This window comes from Janthinobacterium sp. GW822-FHT07H11, from assembly GCF_058798615.1.
In genome coordinates this window covers 1,386,569-1,404,797 of sequence record NZ_CM179507.1, presented here as the reverse complement: position 1 = coordinate 1,404,797, position 18,229 = coordinate 1,386,569, and the positions used below count along the sequence as shown (strand labels likewise).

General features: G+C 57.6%; 9 protein-coding genes, 2 tRNA genes and 3 rRNA genes. 2 read left to right on the top strand and 12 right to left on the bottom strand.

The window, feature by feature from the left end:
* Positions 1 to 7: 7 nt before the first annotated feature.
* Positions 8 to 361, top strand: coding sequence for a hydroxyisourate hydrolase (uraH, locus tag AC3RCJ_RS06280; protein WP_071079294.1), 354 nt, complete (start codon positions 8 to 10; stop codon positions 359 to 361).
* Between the two features lie 184 nt (positions 362 to 545).
* On the opposite strand, the gene rrf is transcribed toward uraH, so the two are convergent.
* The 5 genes from rrf to AC3RCJ_RS06255 all read right to left on the bottom strand — a co-directional run bounded on the left by rrf (position 546) and on the right by AC3RCJ_RS06255 (position 5,801).
* A 5S ribosomal RNA gene (rrf, locus tag AC3RCJ_RS06275) occupies positions 546 to 658 on the bottom strand.
* Positions 659 to 798: 140 nt separating this feature from the next.
* Positions 799 to 3,674 (bottom strand): 23S ribosomal RNA (locus AC3RCJ_RS06270).
* A gap of 236 nt (positions 3,675 to 3,910) precedes the next feature.
* A tRNA-Ala gene (locus AC3RCJ_RS06265) sits at positions 3,911 to 3,986 on the bottom strand.
* A gap of 107 nt (positions 3,987 to 4,093) precedes the next feature.
* Positions 4,094 to 4,170, bottom strand: a tRNA-Ile gene (locus AC3RCJ_RS06260).
* A 100-nt stretch (positions 4,171 to 4,270) separates the two neighbouring features.
* Positions 4,271 to 5,801, bottom strand: a 16S ribosomal RNA gene (locus AC3RCJ_RS06255).
* The 16S, 23S and 5S rRNA genes sit together here with 2 tRNA genes alongside, the layout of an rRNA operon.
* A gap of 816 nt (positions 5,802 to 6,617) precedes the next feature.
* On the opposite strand from AC3RCJ_RS06255, the gene AC3RCJ_RS06250 reads away from it, so the two are divergent.
* Complete coding sequence (locus AC3RCJ_RS06250) at positions 6,618 to 8,399, top strand: sigma-54-dependent Fis family transcriptional regulator (RefSeq protein WP_492964897.1); 1,782 nt, start codon at positions 6,618 to 6,620, stop codon at positions 8,397 to 8,399.
* A 1-nt stretch (position 8,400) separates the two neighbouring features.
* Here the strand turns inward: AC3RCJ_RS06250 and AC3RCJ_RS06245 are convergent, their stop codons facing one another.
* The 7 genes from AC3RCJ_RS06245 to AC3RCJ_RS06215 all read right to left on the bottom strand — a co-directional run bounded on the left by AC3RCJ_RS06245 (position 8,401) and on the right by AC3RCJ_RS06215 (position 18,058).
* On the bottom strand, positions 8,401 to 9,411 hold the full coding sequence (locus AC3RCJ_RS06245) for an FAD:protein FMN transferase (protein ID WP_492964896.1): 1,011 nt from the start codon (positions 9,409 to 9,411) through the stop codon (positions 8,401 to 8,403).
* Positions 9,401 to 11,503 carry a 4Fe-4S binding protein gene (locus AC3RCJ_RS06240; RefSeq protein WP_492964895.1) on the bottom strand — a complete coding sequence of 701 codons (2,103 nt, stop codon included), beginning with the start codon at positions 11,501 to 11,503 and terminating at the stop codon, positions 9,401 to 9,403. The genes AC3RCJ_RS06245 and AC3RCJ_RS06240 overlap by 11 nt, the downstream gene beginning before the upstream one ends.
* Before the next feature lie 57 nt (positions 11,504 to 11,560).
* Positions 11,561 to 12,721, bottom strand: a complete 1,161-nt coding sequence (locus AC3RCJ_RS06235) for a porin (RefSeq protein ID WP_492964894.1) — start codon at positions 12,719 to 12,721, stop codon at positions 11,561 to 11,563.
* 291 nt (positions 12,722 to 13,012) lie between these two features.
* Positions 13,013 to 14,749, bottom strand: coding sequence for a methanol/ethanol family PQQ-dependent dehydrogenase (locus AC3RCJ_RS06230; RefSeq protein ID WP_492964893.1), 1,737 nt, complete (start codon positions 14,747 to 14,749; stop codon positions 13,013 to 13,015).
* Between the two features lie 49 nt (positions 14,750 to 14,798).
* A complete protein-coding gene (locus AC3RCJ_RS06225; RefSeq protein ID WP_492964892.1) occupies positions 14,799 to 15,188 on the bottom strand; it encodes a DUF779 domain-containing protein in 390 nt (129 codons plus the stop codon).
* 55 nt (positions 15,189 to 15,243) lie between these two features.
* Complete coding sequence (adh, locus tag AC3RCJ_RS06220; protein WP_492964891.1) at positions 15,244 to 16,764, bottom strand: aldehyde dehydrogenase; 1,521 nt, start codon at positions 16,762 to 16,764, stop codon at positions 15,244 to 15,246.
* A 337-nt stretch (positions 16,765 to 17,101) separates the two neighbouring features.
* A complete protein-coding gene (locus AC3RCJ_RS06215; protein ID WP_492964890.1) occupies positions 17,102 to 18,058 on the bottom strand; it encodes a beta-propeller fold lactonase family protein in 957 nt (318 codons plus the stop codon).
* Positions 18,059 to 18,229: the final 171 nt, after the last annotated feature.

The window sequence follows — 18,229 nt, the reverse complement described above, 5'->3', positions numbered from 1 at the left end:
ATAGCAAATGGGAAAACTCAGCACGCATGTACTCGATATCGCCCACGGCAGGCCGGGAGCCGGCGTCAAGGTGGCCCTGTTTTCGGTCGCTCCGGAAGGCAAAGTGTTATTGAAGATGGATATGACCAATAGCGATGGCCGCTGCAGCTCTCCCTTGCTGGAAGGCGACAGCATGAAGGCGGGCCAGTATGAGCTGGTGTTCAATGCAGGCGACTATTTCGCCGCCCAAGGTGTGGAATTGCCCTCGCCCCGCTTCATCGACCTGGTGACCCTGGCCTTCGGCATTGCGCATACGGATGAAAACTACCATGTGCCGCTGGTGGTGTCGCCGTGGTCGTATTCGACTTATCGCGGAAGTTAAGCGACGTTAGATGACAAAGGCAGTGCGTAGCGCTGCCTTTTTTTCGTCCAGCATTCCCCCAACGGCGTAGGTCGGCTTAGCGCAGCGTAAGCCGACAGCAGCCACCGCCGCGCCCCACAAAAGCGCCGGACGAAAAAAAACCCCACCGGAATCCGGCGGGGTTTTCTTCTACTACGAATAACAAGCCTGACGATAACCTACTTTCACACTGGTTGCAGCACTATCATCGGCGCAAAGTTGTTTCACGGTCCTGTTCGGGATGGGAAGGGGTGGGACCAACTTGCTATGGTCATCAGGCATAACTTGTACCGGCGTTTGTCTCCTGTGGGACGACAAGGCCATGAATCTGGAAGAAGCAAAGATTTTGGGTAATGAATTGGTGTATCAACACACACGCAACGTTGTACCGTCTTATCCTCTGTACCTGCTAAGGTTATAGGGACAAGCCGTACGGGCAATTAGTACTGGTTAGCTTAATGCATTACTGCACTTCCACACCCAGCCTATCAACGTCCTGGTCTCGAACGACCCTTCAAAGAGCTCAAGGCTCTGGGAAATCTCATCTCAAGGCAAGTTTCCCGCTTAGATGCTTTCAGCGGTTATCTCTTCCGAACTTAGCTACCCGGCAATGCCACTGGCGTGACAACCGGTACACCAGAGGTTCGTCCACTCCGGTCCTCTCGTACTAGGAGCAGCCCCCTTCAAATTTCCAACGCCCACGGCAGATAGGGACCAAACTGTCTCACGACGTTTTAAACCCAGCTCACGTACCACTTTAAATGGCGAACAGCCATACCCTTGGGACCGGCTACAGCCCCAGGATGTGATGAGCCGACATCGAGGTGCCAAACTCCCCCGTCGATATGAACTCTTGGGAGGAATCAGCCTGTTATCCCCAGAGTACCTTTTATCCGTTGAGCGATGGCCCTTCCATACAGAACCACCGGATCACTATGTCCTACTTTCGTACCTGCTCGACTTGTCAGTCTCGCAGTTAAGCACGCTTATGCCATTGCACTATCAACACGATGTCCGACCGTATCTAGCGTACCTTCGAACTCCTCCGTTACACTTTAGGAGGAGACCGCCCCAGTCAAACTGCCTACCATGCACTGTCCCCGATCCGGATAACGGACCAAGGTTAGAACCTCAAACAAACCAGGGTGGTATTTCAAGGTTGGCTCCACGAGAACTAGCGTCCCCGCTTCAAAGCCTCCCACCTATCCTACACAGATTGGTTCAAAGTCCAATGCAAAGCTACAGTAAAGGTTCATGGGGTCTTTCCGTCTAGCCGCGGGTAGATTGCATCATCACAAACATTTCAACTTCGCTGAGTCTCGGGAGGAGACAGTGTGGCCATCGTTACGCCATTCGTGCAGGTCGGAACTTACCCGACAAGGAATTTCGCTACCTTAGGACCGTTATAGTTACGGCCGCCGTTTACTGGGACTTCAATCAAGAGCTTGCACCCCATCATTTAATCTTCCAGCACCGGGCAGGCGTCACACCCTATACGTCCACTTTCGTGTTTGCAGAGTGCTGTGTTTTTATTAAACAGTCGCAGCCACCAGTTTATTGCAACCCTTTCACCCTCATGGAGTAAACCAATCAAGCTACCGGGGCGTACCTTTTCCCGAAGTTACGGTACCAATTTGCCGAGTTCCTTCTCCCGAGTTCTCTCAAGCGCCTTAGAATACTCATCTCGCCCACCTGTGTCGGTTTGCGGTACGGTCTCGTATGACTGAAGCTTAGAGGCTTTTCTTGGAACCACTTCCGATTGCTTCGTGAACAAGTTCACTCGTCCCATCCCCTTGAATTCCGCGCCCGGATTTGCCTAAGCGCCTTCTATGAGACAGAAACTGACTATTCCAACAGTCAGACAACCTTCCGCGATCCGTCCCCCCATCGCATCATACGACGGTGCAGGAATATTAACCTGCTTCCCATCAGCTACGCATCTCTGCCTCGCCTTAGGGGCCGACTCACCCTGCTCCGATGAACGTTGAACAGGAAACCTTGGGCTTACGGCGTGGAGGCTTTTCACCCCCATTATCGCTACTCATGTCAGCATTCGCACTTCTGATACCTCCAGCATCCTTTACAAGACACCTTCGCAGGCTTACAGAACGCTCTCCTACCATATATATTGCTATATATCCGCAGCTTCGGTGACTGGCTTAGCCCCGTTACATCTTCCGCGCAGGACGACTCGATCAGTGAGCTATTACGCTTTCTTTAAATGATGGCTGCTTCTAAGCCAACATCCTGACTGTTTTAGCCTTCCCACTTCGTTTTCCACTTAGCCAATCTTTGGGACCTTAGCTGGCGGTCTGGGTTGTTTCCCTCTTGACGCCGGACGTTAGCACCCGACGTCTGTCTCCCAAGCTCGCACTCATCGGTATTCGGAGTTTGCAATGGTTTGGTAAGTCGCAATGACCCCCTAGCCATAACAGTGCTCTACCCCCGATGGTGATACTTGAGGCACTACCTAAATAGTTTTCGGAGAGAACCAGCTATTTCCAAGTTTGTTTAGCCTTTCACCCCTACCCACAGCTCATCCCCTAATTTTTCAACATTAGTGGGTTCGGACCTCCAGGGCGTGTTACCGCACCTTCATCCTGGCCATGAGTAGATCACTTGGTTTCGGGTCTACACCCAGCGACTGATCGCCCTATTCGGACTCGATTTCTCTACGGCTTCCCTATGCGGTTAACCTTGCCACTGAATGTAAGTCGCTGACCCATTATACAAAAGGTACGCAGTCACGGAACAAGTCCGCTCCTACTGTTTGTATGCACACGGTTTCAGGATCTATTTCACTCCCCTTCCGGGGTTCTTTTCGCCTTTCCCTCACGGTACTGGTTCACTATCGGTCGATTACGAGTATTTAGCCTTGGAGGATGGTCCCCCCATATTCAGACAGGATGTCACGTGTCCCGCCCTACTTGTCGTACGCTTAGTACCACCGGTCCGATTTCACATACGGGGCTATCACCCGCTATGGCTCCTATTTCCAGAGGATTCTGTTATCGGTCCGACTATCACGTACAGGCTCTTCCCATTTCGCTCGCCGCTACTTTGGGAATCTCGGTTGATTTCTTTTCCTGCAGCTACTTAGATGTTTCAGTTCGCCGCGTTCGCCTTGCATACCTATGTATTCAGTATGCAATACCCTAAAAGGGTGGGTTGCCCCATTCGGAAATCTGCGGATCAAAGTGTGTTTGCTCACTCCCCGCAGCTTATCGCAAGCTACTACGTCCTTCATCGCCTGTAATCGCCAAGGCATCCACCATGTGCACTTATTCGCTTGTCCCTATAACGTTAGCCTCTGATTACTAGGTAATCAAAGAGCGCTACAGGGATAAGAAAGTACAACGTTGTTGCTTGTTTGTTGATACATACAATCATTACCCATCGATTCGCTTTTTACGGCAAACCGATCAATAAATAATCTTTACTTCTTCCAGATTGTTAAAGAACGAAACAGCTTTGATCGCTAAAAGATCAAACCTAAACCTGACTGGCTTACGTTTGCACTTTCAAAGTACTTGGTGGAGGATGACGGGATCGAACCGACGACCCCCTGCTTGCAAAGCAGGTGCTCTCCCAGCTGAGCTAATCCCCCTATGGGTCTTGCGTGGCTTTGACCTCTAAAAATCATCTGGCTTTGCCAGTGGTTTTTAGCCATCAACCAAACGAAAGTAGGTTTGTACTTTCGTTTGACGCTTTTACTGGTAGGGCTGGTTGGACTCGAACCAACGACCCCCGCGTTATCAACACGGTGCTCTAACCAGCTGAGCTACAGCCCCAACGCGGTGCTACTACGACTACTGTTTCTTCTTAATTAAACAGCCGATAAGTGTGAACATTTGAGGCGTGAACCATTTAACTGGCTCGTGCAAACTCTAGAAAGGAGGTGATCCAGCCGCACCTTCCGATACGGCTACCTTGTTACGACTTCACCCCAGTCACGAATCCTACCGTGGTAAGCGCCCTCCTTGCGGTTAAGCTACCTACTTCTGGTAAAACCCGCTCCCATGGTGTGACGGGCGGTGTGTACAAGACCCGGGAACGTATTCACCGCGACATGCTGATCCGCGATTACTAGCGATTCCAACTTCATGCAGTCGAGTTGCAGACTACAATCCGGACTACGATACACTTTCTGCGATTAGCTCCCCCTCGCGGGTTGGCGGCGCTCTGTATGTACCATTGTATGACGTGTGAAGCCCTACCCATAAGGGCCATGAGGACTTGACGTCATCCCCACCTTCCTCCGGTTTGTCACCGGCAGTCTCATTAGAGTGCCCTTTCGTAGCAACTAATGACAAGGGTTGCGCTCGTTGCGGGACTTAACCCAACATCTCACGACACGAGCTGACGACAGCCATGCAGCACCTGTGTACTGGTTCTCTTTCGAGCACTCCCCAATCTCTCGGGGATTCCAGCCATGTCAAGGGTAGGTAAGGTTTTTCGCGTTGCATCGAATTAATCCACATCATCCACCGCTTGTGCGGGTCCCCGTCAATTCCTTTGAGTTTTAATCTTGCGACCGTACTCCCCAGGCGGTCTACTTCACGCGTTAGCTGCGTTACCAAGTCAATTAAGACCCGACAACTAGTAGACATCGTTTAGGGCGTGGACTACCAGGGTATCTAATCCTGTTTGCTCCCCACGCTTTCGTGCATGAGCGTCAATCTTGACCCAGGGGGCTGCCTTCGCCATCGGTGTTCCTCCACATATCTACGCATTTCACTGCTACACGTGGAATTCTACCCCCCTCTGCCAGATTCTAGCCTTGCAGTCTCCAATGCAATTCCCAGGTTGAGCCCGGGGATTTCACATCAGACTTACAAAACCGCCTGCGCACGCTTTACGCCCAGTAATTCCGATTAACGCTTGCACCCTACGTATTACCGCGGCTGCTGGCACGTAGTTAGCCGGTGCTTATTCTTCAGGTACCGTCATTAGCAGGAGATATTAGCTCCCACCGTTTCTTCCCTGACAAAAGAGCTTTACAACCCGAAGGCCTTCTTCACTCACGCGGCATTGCTGGATCAGGCTTGCGCCCATTGTCCAAAATTCCCCACTGCTGCCTCCCGTAGGAGTCTGGACCGTGTCTCAGTTCCAGTGTGGCTGGTCGTCCTCTCAGACCAGCTACTGATCGATGCCTTGGTAGGCTTTTACCCTACCAACTAGCTAATCAGATATCGGCCGCTCCACGAGCATGAGGTCTTGCGATCCCCCACTTTCATCCTTAGATCGTATGCGGTATTAGCGTAACTTTCGCTACGTTATCCCCCACTCCAGGGTACGTTCCGATATATTACTCACCCGTTCGCCACTCGCCACCAGAGCAAGCTCCGTGCTGCCGTTCGACTTGCATGTGTAAGGCATGCCGCCAGCGTTCAATCTGAGCCAGGATCAAACTCTTCAGTTTAATCTCTGTTACTTTGCCATTTTATTGGCACCGTCTTGCGACGGGTCGCTCACTTCAAAAACAACTGACAGGCCACTACTTGCGTAGCGTCCTATTTCATTTATTTATTCGTGAACATTTGATATTTTAAGTTAGACGCCAATCCTAAGATCGGCGCTGCACTTGCATCAAATGCCCACACTTATCGACTGTTAATTGTTAAAGAACGGTATTCGGTGCTACTTTCGCGCTATCGACAAAGCGTTGTGTTTGTCAGCTGCGAAGAAGGAAGAGTATGAAGCATTTCGCTAAATCCGTCAACTCCTTCTTTTCTACCCTGCTTCACTCGGCATTTGCATGCGTCGTTCAGCGAGGGGGCGAATTATAGCCCTGAGCCGTACGCCCTGCAAGGGCTATTTTCAACCTTGGCAACCCCCGGCTGGCACCGCACTTGCTTATACAGGCATAGGCACTGACCACCAATGGGAACAACTCTGGGCCAGGCAGCAACACTGGGGACAGCCCGGCTCGCTATGCTTTGCTCCCATCTGTAACAGGTGCTACATTATGGAACACTCTCGATATTCAAAAGAGCGCAGCAGCATAGGGCCCAACGGAGGCAACGAGATCATGTATCAACCGTCAGCTACGTACCGTAGCGCACCGTTTTCGTCCCTTGCGGACGCAAACCCATCACCTGCGGGACAGGACAACGTTCCCGTTATCATAGAGACCTCCCATCAGCGTTCGGTCGCCTTTGGCCTGTCGCCCACGGCCACGCCCGACTTTACGCCTGCGGGAAAGTCCGATCTGACACTGCTGATCGAACAAAACCGCATGCTGCACACGCATGCGCTGCCGGCGATGGAAACCTTGTACCAGCAGATCGTCAACACGCATAACATGGTGATCCTCACGGATGCCAACGGCGTGATCGTGCACTCGCTGGGCGACGACGACTTTCTCGAGAAAGCCAACCGCGTGGCCTTGCAGCCCGGCGTGGCGTGGTCGGAACAAAGCCGTGGCACGAATGCCATCGGCACGGCCATCACGGAAAAAGTACCGACTTTGGTCCATGCGGACCAGCATTACCTGGCCGCCAATCACTTCCTGACTTGCTCAGCCGCACCGATCACCGACCACCGGGGCAATGTCATCGGCGTGCTGGACGTGTCGAGCGACCAGCGCAGTTTCCACAAGCATACGATGGCCCTGGTGCGCATGTCGGCGCTGATGATCGAAAATCAGCTGTTTTCCGCCACCTTCGAAGACGCCATCACCGTGCACTTCCACGCCCGTCCCGAATTCATCGGCACCTTGATGGAAGGCATCGCCTCATTCACGCCGGGCGGCCGTTTTTTGTCCGCCAACAAGAATGGTTTATTCCAGCTGGGCCTGTCATTCGCCGCGCTGCAATCGCATACCTTCAGCTCGCTGTTCGGCTTGCCCGTTTCCGCCCTGTACGAGCATTACCGCACGGCCTCACCCGGTTTGCTGAACCTGTGCATGCACAGCGGCGTGCGCGTGTATGGACGTGCGCAGTTGCGCCTGTCCAATAGCGTCTTCCAGCACGGCTTTACTGCCAGCACCGACCATAGCGACATCAACGCCGTGCCAGCCCAGGTGCCCGCGCCGGCCAGCCATGCAGCCAACGCGGCCCGGCGCCTGTCCGGCCTCCGTTACCTGCGCACGGGCGACCCGCAACTGGAACTGGTGATCGAAAAGGTCAACAAGGTGCTGGGGCGCGACATTCCCATCCTCGTCATGGGCGAAACAGGCACCGGCAAGGAATTGCTGGCGCAAGCCATCCATAACGACTCGCCACGGGCCATGGGACCGTTTATCGCCGTCAATTGCGCGTCGATTCCGGAAACCCTGATCGAGTCTGAATTGTTCGGCTATGAAGACGGCGCCTTCACGGGGGCGCGCAAGAAAGGCGCGGTGGGCAAGATACTGCAGGCAAATGGCGGCACCTTGTTCCTTGATGAGATCGGCGACATGCCCTTCGGCCTGCAGGCGCGCCTGCTGCGCGTGCTGCAGGAACGCATGGTCACGCCGCTAGGCAGCAGCAAGTCCATCACCGTCAACGTGGAATTGATCTGCGCCACCAATCACAATTTGCGCGACCGCATGGCCAAGGGCCTGTTCCGCGAAGACTTGTATTATCGGCTCAATGGCCTGGTGGTCAAGCTGCCGCCGCTGCGCGAACGCATGGACCTCGATACGGTCGTGAAAAAAATCCTCGCGACGGAAGCGCCCGACACGCGCTACACGGTGGCGCCCGATATCCTGCGCCTGTTCCACCAGCATAAGTGGCCGGGCAACTTCCGCCAGTTGACGAACCTGTTGCGCACGGCCATCGTCATGGCGGGCGACGAACATGAAATCTGTTTGCGCCACATGCCCGATGATTTCCTCGACGATATTGAAATGACGCAAGCGACTGCCGCCAGCGCCAGCACGGACCGCATGATCGCGGCCGGCGCCAACCTGGAAGAGATGGAGCAAAGCGCGATCCTCAAATCGCTCGATGCGCACGGCGGCAACGTCTCGGCCACGGCCCGCGCGCTGGGCGTGTCGCGCAACACGATCTACCGCAAGGTGCCGCACCTGAAATAGCCTAGAGTAGACGGGGAAAGCCGGGCGACATCCTGCGCTGGCCCAGCTTGTCGATGGTCATCAGGTCGATCCCGTCCATGCGCGCGGCCATGGCGTGCGCACGTGCGGCCCCTGTCACCATGAAGGTCGTCGACAAGCCATCGGCCAGCAAGCCCGTCGGTGCCAGCACGGTCACGCTGGCCAGTTCGCGCGGCGAATCGCCGATCGACGGGTCGAAGATGTGGTGGTGCTTGAAATCAGGCGTGAACGTGCATTCGTAGTCGCCGGACGTGGCCACGCTGCGCCCTGCCACTTTCAAGGTGGCGGCCAGGATTTCCCCGTCGCGCGGATCCCGGATGCCCAGGGTCCAGGGACGGCGCACGGAACGCTGTCCGCGCGCAATGAACTCGCCCGTGTCGAGCAGCGCGTGCCGTATGCCGCGCGCCTGCACGGCCGCCAGCGCCATGTCCGCCGCGTAGCCTTGCGCCAGGCCATTCAAGGTCAGCGCCATGCCGGGCTGAAGAAAACGCACTTCGCGTCTATCCCACGCCAGTTGCCGCCACCCGACGCGTGCTTGCGCCGCACGGCGCGGCGCCTCCGCCGGCAAGCCAGCCTGGTCGGCCGCCGTCCGGAACAGCTGCCATAAGGGTTGCACGGTGACATCAAACGCCCCCTCGCTCCATTGCGACAAAGACCGTGCCTGCGCCAGCACCGCCAGCAAATGGGGATCGGGCCGGGCCAGGCGGCCGTCGCGGTTCAATTGAAAGACTTGGCTGGCGGGACTGTAAATGCTCATCAGCCGGTCTATATTCCTGGCAGCATGAAATGCGTCTTCCATCGCCAGTTCCGCCTGGCGCTGGTCATGGTGCAGCACACTGACGGTGATCGTCGTGCCAAATGCCAGCGCGGCGCCGTGGTACAGGCGCATGCCGGATGGGGCAACCGTGCCGCGCGCCATGCTTCCAGGCAAACACAAGCCGGCCATGCCGGCCACGCTGCCGATCGCCGCCGAGATAAAGGTTCTACGCTGCATTACTGCTCTCCTCCACCGCTGCCCTGGCTATCGGTATGGTACGGGCACGCTTGATTTCCAGCATCAAGGGTGCGCATTTTTCATCACTGGCATGAATCACCACGCAATCCATGCACTGGAAACACTCGTCGTAATCGACCTTGCCGCTCGGTGCGATGGCGTGATACTCGCAACGGTGGCGGCACGTCTGGCAAGGCGTGCCGCACTCCTTGCGGCGGGGAATCCAGTTGAACAGGCGAAAGCGCCCCAGCAGCGCCAGCGCCGCGCCAAACGGGCACAGATAGCGGCAAAAGAATTTGTAGGAAACACTGCTCAGCAGCAGCAAGCCCACGGCATACGCGACGAAGGGCCAGGCGCGCACGAAATTCAAGGTAATGGCCGTCTTGAACGGCTCCAGCTCCACCAGCTTGTCGGTGATCTGGCTGGAAAACATGCTGCTGCCCAGAATGGCCGCCAGCAAGCCATACTTGATCCATTTCAAGCGCCCGTCCAGGCGCGGCTTGATCTTCCATTGAGGCAAACGCAGCCACTGTCCGAGTTTACCCATGCATTCCTGCAGCGCGCCAAATGGACACAGCCAGCCGCAAAACGTGCCACGTCCCCAGATAAACAGGCTGAGCAACACGAAAGCCCACAGGATCACCGTCATCGGATCGAACAGGAAAAAGCCCAGGCTGCGGCCCGCCAGCAGCGCCTGGATTACTCCCGTGAGATTAACAATCGACAACTGCCCTTGCGCGTAATAGCCGATGAAGCCAACCGTAAATACCAGGAACAGGCAGCGGAACCACACGAATTGCCGGCCATCGCGCACCAGGCGTTTCTGCCAGGCCAGGGCGCCGCCCAGCAGCGCCAGCCCGGCCAGCAAAATCAGTAGCTCAGCCTTGCGCCCCTTCCACGTACCGCGCCAGCTGGCATCGTCGCCTTGCGGCGCGCTATAAAACTCGGCCGGCAAGCGGTAGCTGAAATCGACGTTGCGGGCGATGCGTTCCGGATACACGATACCTTTGCTGCGTGTGATCGGCATGGTAAACGCCAGCGGGCTGGCCGCATCGAGCCCCGCCTGGCTGATGACGCGGAAGACAGCGATATTTTCAGTCGGCAACGCAGTCCCTTCCGACAAGCGCAATTCCAGGTCCAGGTCGCGCATATCGATGGGCAAGCCATCCTGCTTCAGCAACAGCCTGTCCGGCACCGTGCCGCGCACGAAGTCCTCGCCCAGCACGCTGTAGCGCCCACGCGACATGACGAGGATGGCGTGGTCGCCCTCGTCGAGCCGGTTACGCAGCTTGTTCCAGCTGCGCTCCGTCAACAGATTGCGTCCCACGGTGGGCACGGAGACATACGCCAGGTACAGGTCGATGAACACGCCTTCCGGATCGCGCGCAGCTTCCGGTTCGAGTCCGGCTCCGGGACTGCCGGCAAACAGGCTCTCCACCTCCTTGTTGCTCAGGCGCACATGCTGGATCAAGCCCTGTTCGAGCATCTGCACCACGCTGAGTTTCTCGAACACCCCCATGCGGATGCGGGCGATCTGGTCCGGGTCGCGGCCTTGCGCGAAACCGAGTTTTTTGCGCGACACTTTCAAGGCCGAGGCCAGCACGCTCTGGTTGATGATACGCACGGAAGCCGTGGCCTTCGACACGCCGTCGATATCGGCATGCGTGGCATCCGCTGCACGTTTCCTCTGGGCACCGATGGCGATATTCTGCTTGAGCGACAAGCCCTGGTACTGTTTGACGAACTGGAACAACGGCGCTTCACCTAGGCCATCGAGAAACACGGGTTCGTGGTGCGACAACACGGCGACATCGAGAAAACTGCCCTGTGGATTGATGGCGATCAACAGATTGACGGGCACGCCGGAAAAGCCGGGAATCGGTGCCAGGTCCACCGACTCGAAGACATAGCCGACCAGCTCGGTGGCCGTGGCATTTTGCTTGAACAGGGGCCAGACGGGCAAGTCGGCTTCCTTCTCGCCCACGACGAGGGGCGCGGGAAAGCGCCGCGCCAGCTCGGCCTGGGTGAGCACGCCCGCCCACGCCTGTCCCAGGATGAACAGGAATAGCCAGCACCCGATGAACAACCGCATTATCCGCATGCACTGTGCTCCGCGCGGCGCCGCAGATTCCGGCGCCGCATTCATTGGTTAGAAGAAAATAATGCCGCCCAGGGACACGCCATTCATCTTCGCTTCGCCACCCGTAAAGCCTTTCGAGCGCGTCTGTCCCAGTTCGCCCACCAGGGTAATGGCGCTGTTAAGCGAATAGTAGGCGCCCAGGGTCAGGTTGGCGTTCGACTTCAGGCCGCCCGTGCCGGCCGTGTTGTCGTCGTTCTTGCTGATGCCGTAGGACAAGCCCAGTTTCAGCTTGTCCGTTGTCTTGTACGTGCCTTGCAAGAGCCAGTTCTTCGACTTGGTATCGCCCTGGTCCGCATCGGACAGGATGCCCAGCCCTTTGCCGCCCTGGAAATTCACCAGCACGCCAGCCGGCCCCATCTGGTAGGAGCCGCCCACTTCCACGCCGCGCATGGTCAAGTCGTCGACGCCGGGCGTCTTCGACGTGAATTTCTGCGACTTTACTCCTAACCAGGCTTTCAAGCCCTCTTGTGCATACGTCAGCTGAGCCTGCACTTGCGGACTCGATTTCGCTGAATAGGTCGAGCCAGCCACGATGGGCGTATCGGACACGGGGCTGACCAGCGCCACGTCGACGCCAACGCCGCCGGACTTCGGCGAGCTGTACATGATCTGGCCATAGTTGCCCAGATAGGTATAGCCGGCGCCGATATGGCCCAGGGCCACCCGGCCCCGCTGCGTCGCCTGCACCGGTGCGCCCGAACCCAACAAGGTCATGTCGGACAGGATCGCATTCGCGCCGAAGATGCCATAGTCGCGGCCCAGCTTGAAAGTGCCCATGTGCTCATTGCCAAACGTAAAGAAAGCCTGGCGCACGTCAACCACGCTGTTCTGGCTGATGGCGCTGTCGGTGGCCGTCGAGTTGTAGATGCCGATCAAGGCTTTCACGTCATACTCGCCCAGGCGCGACGTTGCCGAGGTGATCAAGCCGTTCGGCAACAAACCGTTGCCGATGGTGGTGCGGTCCTTCTCGCCGCCGCAACCGAGCGCCTGGCCGCCCAGCGCCAGCCCGCCCACCGCATCGCCCGAACACGACACTTGCGTGTAATAGGCGTTGACGATGCCGCCCACCGACACGGTCCAGTCGCCGGCCTTGATATCGACGGCTTGGGCCGATCCCATCGCTGCGATACTCATGACACCCAGGCTCCCCAGCTTGATGAATTTGTTCATTTTTTTCTCCTCAGTCTTCTCTGTTTTTAGTGTGCACACCAGTAATTGATGTAACTCAATCTTGGCAATAAGCGTGCCCAACACAGCGCAGGGGAAGAGTAGGAAAAAGTCGCTTTTACTTGTGCAATAGCGGATCAATCACGGTTGGCAGTGTTACTTTTTAGATCGCCAGGAACAGGATCGGCCATGCCTGCGTAAACAAAAAACTGACGGCCGCAGCCGTCAGAAAAAAACAAAGCACCCAGCGGGACAGGGAGACATCCATCCGGCATCGCCGAGTGCTTTACCCCATTACTTTGACGCCAGCTTGAACACCCACACGGAACCGCCCTGCTCCAGGAAGTTGACTTTCTTCGCCACTTCGCCGCCCCACAGCGGCACCGCGCCACCCCAGCCGGAAACCACGGCGACATACTGCGTATCGCCATCCTGCCAGGTCACGGGCGGCGCGACGACGCCGGAACCGGTCTGGAATTTCCACAGTTCCTTGCCCGTCTTCGCATCGACGGCTTTCAGGTAGCCTTCCGGCGTGCCGTAGAACACCAGATTGCCGGCTGTACTCATCACGCCGCCCCACAATGGCGCATTGTTCTTGATTTCCCAGACGATCTTGCCCGTCTTCGGATCGATGGCGCGCATGGCGCCGATGTAATCGTCAAACAGCGGCCTGATGGTGAAACCGGCACCGAGGAAGGCGCCGCCCTTCTTGTAGCTGATCGGCTCGTTCCAGATATCCATGCCCCATTCGTTGGCCGGCACATAGAACAACTTGGTTTGCGGCGAGTAGGCCATCGGCATCTGGTTTTTCGCGCCCAGGAAGGCCGGGGCGGAAAATACCGTCGTGCCCTTCTTGCCTTCTTCTCCCTTGGTCGGATCGCCGGGACGGTTGGCGGCAATGAAGTTCGGCCGGCCCGTCTTCAGGTCAATGCTGCTGGCCCAGGTGATTTTCTTGACGAAGGGGAAGGCGTTCTGCAGCTTGCCCGAGGTGGCATCGATCACATAGAAAAAGCCGTTACGGTCGGCCTTGCCGCCGTAGCGCTTGCCATCCATGTCAAAGGTGACGAACTCATTGGCGCCATCGAAGTCCCAGGAATCGTTGGGCGTGTTCTGGTAGGCCCATTTGATCTGGCCCGTCTTCACGTCGAGCGCGACGGTGGAAGAGGAATACAGGTTGTCGCCCGGCCGCAAATGGCTGTTCCATGGCGCGGGGTTGCCCGTGCCGAAATACGCGAGCTTGGTCTGCGGATCATAGGTGCCGCCCATCCAGGTGGAAGCGCCACCGGTTTTCCACAGGTCGCCCGGCCACGTCTTGTTGACGGTGCCCGAAATGCCGTTGTCGATGGCCTTGCCATCCTTGTCATAGCGGTGGCCCATATGGCCTTCCACGGTCGGACGGCTCCAGACCAGGTCGCCCGTCATCGGATTGCGCGCCTCGACCCGGCCGACGATGCCGAATTCCCCGCCCGACACGCCCGTCAGCAGCAGGCCGTCCGCGATCAGCGGGGCGGCCGTCATCGAATAGCCGGCGGCGTAATCATCGACTTTTTCCTTCCAGACGATCTTGCCCGTGTTCTGGTCCAGCGCCACCAGATAGGCGTCCAGCGTGCCGAAAATCACCAGGTTGCCGTACAGGGCCGCGCCGCGGTTGACCACGTCGCAGCAGGGCATGATGCCGTCCGGCAAGCGGTGTTCATATTTCCACAGCTTGGCGCCCGTTTTCAAGTCGACGGCGAAGATGCGCGAATACGAAGCCGTGACGAACATCTTGCCGTTATGAATCAATGGCTGCGATTCCTGCCCCCGCTGCTTCTCGCCACCAAATGAAAACGACCAGGCCGGCACCAGCTTGGCCACCGTCTTGTCATTGATCTGCGTCAGCGGCGAATAGCGCTGGCCTTGCGTGCCCATGCCGAATGACAGGACGCTGGTCGGATTCTTCGCCGTGCTGTCGAGCATGGCATTGGTGACATTGCCCACGTCGGCCGCCTGGGCGAACGATGCCAAGGTCATACTGACGACTATCCCCATGATTTTTTTCTGCACAATCATCTCCCTCTGTTATTAGTATGTGTATGTATCAAGTGCTGCCGTGGTCATGCGGTTGCGCATGCAGCAAGGCGCACTCTTCATCGGTAAACAGGCGCGAACGCGTCAGGAAGCGCTTGCCCGTGCCGTTGTCGAGTGAAAACATGCCGCCATTGCCATCGACCACATCGATAATCAACTGGGTATGCTCCCAGTACTCGAATTGCTCGAGTCCCATGTAGAACGGTGTGCCATTCAAATTGCCGAGATAAATGTCGGTATCGCTGACATCGAACTCGCCCAGCGCATAGCACATGGGCGCACTGCCGTCGCAGCAGCCGCCCGACTGGAAAAACATCAGCGGACCGTGACGCTCACGCAACTTGTCCATCATTTCCAGCGCCGCATCGGTGGCGACCACCCTGGCAATTGCTGCACCCATGGCATCCCTTTCATGCGCGCCGCGCCATTTTCCTGGCGCGGCGCATGTTGCCGGTTTAGAAGAAGCCCAGCGCTTTCGGGCTATAGCTCACCAGCAAGTTCTTCGTTTGCTGGTAGTGGTCGAGCATCATCTTGTGGTTTTCGCGGCCGATACCCGATTGCTTGTAGCCGCCGAACGCGGCGTGGGCCGGGTACAGGTGGTAGCAATTGGTCCACACGCGGCCCGCCTGGATGGCGCGGCCCATGCGGAAGGCGCGCGAACCGTCGCGCGTCCACAAACCGGCGCCCAGGCCGTACAGGGTGTCGTTGGCAATGGCCAGCGCGTCGGCTTCATCCTTGAAGGTGGTCACGGACACGACCGGCCCGAAAATCTCTTCCTGGAAGATGCGCATCTTGTTGTGGCCCTTGAACACGGTCGGACGCACGTAGTAGCCGCCTTCCAGGTCGCCCGCCTGCGTGTGGCGCTCGCCGCCGGCCAGCACTTCAGCGCCTTCCTGGCGGCCGATGTCGAGGTAGGACAGGATTTTTTCCAGCTGCTCCTGCGATGCCTGCGCACCGATCATGGTGGACGAGTCGAGCGGATTGCCCTGCTTGATGGCGGCCACGCGTTTGAGCGCGCGCTCGATGAATTTCTCGTAGATCGATTCCTGGATCAGCACGCGCGATGGGCAAGTGCACACCTCGCCTTGATTCAGCGCAAACATCGCAAAGCCTTCCAGGCACTTGTCGAAATACTCGTCGTCCGCATCCATCACGTCTTCAAAGAAGATGTTCGGCGACTTGCCGCCCAGTTCCAGGGTGACGGGAATCAGGTTTTGCGCGGCGTAGCCCATGATCAGGCGGCCCGTGCCCGTTTCGCCCGTGAAAGCGATCTTGGCGATGCGCTTGCTCGAGGCCAGCGGCTTGCCCGCTTCCAGGCCGAAACCGTTGATGATGTTCAGCACGCCTGGCGGCAACAGGTCGCCGATCAGCTCGATCAACACCATGATGGAAGCGGGGGTTTGCTCGGCCGGTTTCAGGACCACGCAATTGCCGGCGGCCAGGGCTGGCGCCAGTTTCCACACGGCCATCAGGATAGGGAAATTCCACGGAATGATCTGGCCCACGACGCCCAGCGGCTCATGGTAGTGATAGGCATAGGTTTCCGAGTCGATTTGCGCGACGGAACCTTCCTGCGCACGGATGCAGCCGGCAAAGTAACGGAAATGGTCGATGGCCAGCGGAATGTCGGCATTCATCGTTTCGCGGATGGGCTTGCCGTTGTCGATGGTTTCCGCCGTGGCGATCAGGCTCAGGTTCTGTTCGATGCGGTCGGCGATGCGGTTCAGGATATTGGCGCGCTCGGCAGGCGAAGTCTTGCCCCAGGCATCCTTGGCGGCATGCGCGGCGTCCAGCGCCAGCTCGACGTCTTCCGTCGTGGAACGGGCGATTTCGCAAAACGGCAAGCCCGTGATCGGCGTGATGTTGGGAAAGTATTCACCTTTTACTGGGGCAACGAATTTGCCGCCGATGTAATTGTCATAGCGTTGTTTGAAGGGATTGGCTACGCCCAGTTTGCTGATGTCTGCGAGATTCATGTCGTCCTCTATCGGGTTAATTAGAATGGAAGTGCTGTAATTAAAATCAAACGTCCTGGTACAGATGGGGTAAGTACACGGAGTCTTCCGCAAATGCCGTGCCAGCTCGCCGCCTGCCTACAAAATTAGCGCGTTTTACCCCTGATGCAAGGGGGAAGCGCCTGAATCGGCGCTGTTTTCAGCATGCATGCCCCTGAGTCCCGGGCACGGCCACCTGTTTGCGTTTTGAACAGGGCGGCGGCGTCCTGTTCCAATCCGTGCCAGCCCTGCTGCTGCGCCCCTGCGCCGCTGCACAATGGAACAGGTGTACCAGACTGGAACACCTGTTCCTGTTCCGCTACCGAATCACCACGCCCCACGGCAATTCACCAACGGTAATATCAGCCACCTTGCGCGCAGTGGCCGTATCGATGACGGAAACGCTGTTCGAACGGCCATTGGCCACGTACAGCTTGCTCCCGTCCGGCGTGATGGCCATGTTCCACGGACGCTTGCCGACGGCAATAGTGGCCGTCACTTGGTTGCTGGCCGTATCGATCACCATCACCGTGCCGTCCGTGCCATTCGATACATACACTTGCTTGCCGCCGGGATGGACGACGATGCCATTCGCATTCTTGCCTGCAGGAATGGTGGCGACGGCCTTGCGCGCGGCCATGTCGATGACGTAGACGGCATTGACCAGTTCGCACGCCACATAGGCACGGCCGGAGTCCGGACTGAAACCGATACCGCGCGGACGCAGTCCCACGGCGATGGACGCCACCTGGCGGCGTTGCGCGACATCAATGACATCGACTTGCTCGGCCTCTTCGGCGCTGACCAGCAGCCAGCGCCCGTCCGGGCTGAAGACCGCATGCTCCGGGTTGCGCCCCTCTACCTTGATATCGGCGAGCACGACGCCGGTCTGGCCATCGAGCAGGGCCACGCTATTGTTTTCCTCGACGGCCACGGCGACGTAACTGCCGTCTTGCGAGGCGCTCACGCCTTCGGGTGACTTGCCCAGCGCCACCGTGCGCACGGGCGTGCCAGCCGCGTTATCGATCAGCAGCAAGGCGCTGCTGGCCGCGTCCGTGACAAACAATTGCCGCCCGGTGGGATCGGCGGCAATGCCGCGCGGACGCTTGCCCGCCGCGATCTGGCGTACCACCTGGTCGGTGGCCGTATCGATCACGCTCAAGGTGCCCGATTTTTCATTGGGGACATAGGCAAAAGGAGCGGCCTGGAGAGCAGTACTGGCAAGCGCGGGCAACAGCCAGCACACCTGGCGCAAGCGCGGGAAGAAGTTGGGCATAATCACCTTTTCAATGGCAAAACACAGGAAAAGCGCGCGGCATCGGCGCCTCTGATAATTGCTGTATGCAAACGCCGTGCCACTGACACGCGTATAATTTCAGCCCACCAATGGAGACATGGCAGGCATATTGCTTGATAAGACTATGCAGACCTGTGCCGCTCACGCGCT

Coding starts and splice junctions, on each gene's coding strand:
- uraH (WP_071079294.1), top strand. CDS start 8: ATGGGAAAACTCAGCACGCATGTACTCGATATCGCCCACGGCAGGCCG.
- AC3RCJ_RS06250 (WP_492964897.1), top strand. CDS start 6,618: ATGCTGCACACGCATGCGCTGCCGGCGATGGAAACCTTGTACCAGCAG.
- AC3RCJ_RS06245 (WP_492964896.1), bottom strand. CDS start 9,411: ATGCAGCGTAGAACCTTTATCTCGGCGGCGATCGGCAGCGTGGCCGGC.
- AC3RCJ_RS06240 (WP_492964895.1), bottom strand. CDS start 11,503: ATGCGGTTGTTCATCGGGTGCTGGCTATTCCTGTTCATCCTGGGACAG.
- AC3RCJ_RS06235 (WP_492964894.1), bottom strand. CDS start 12,721: ATGAACAAATTCATCAAGCTGGGGAGCCTGGGTGTCATGAGTATCGCA.
- AC3RCJ_RS06230 (WP_492964893.1), bottom strand. CDS start 14,749: ATGGGGATAGTCGTCAGTATGACCTTGGCATCGTTCGCCCAGGCGGCC.
- AC3RCJ_RS06225 (WP_492964892.1), bottom strand. CDS start 15,188: ATGGGTGCAGCAATTGCCAGGGTGGTCGCCACCGATGCGGCGCTGGAA.
- adh (WP_492964891.1), bottom strand. CDS start 16,764: ATGAATCTCGCAGACATCAGCAAACTGGGCGTAGCCAATCCCTTCAAA.
- AC3RCJ_RS06215 (WP_492964890.1), bottom strand. CDS start 18,058: ATGCCCAACTTCTTCCCGCGCTTGCGCCAGGTGTGCTGGCTGTTGCCC.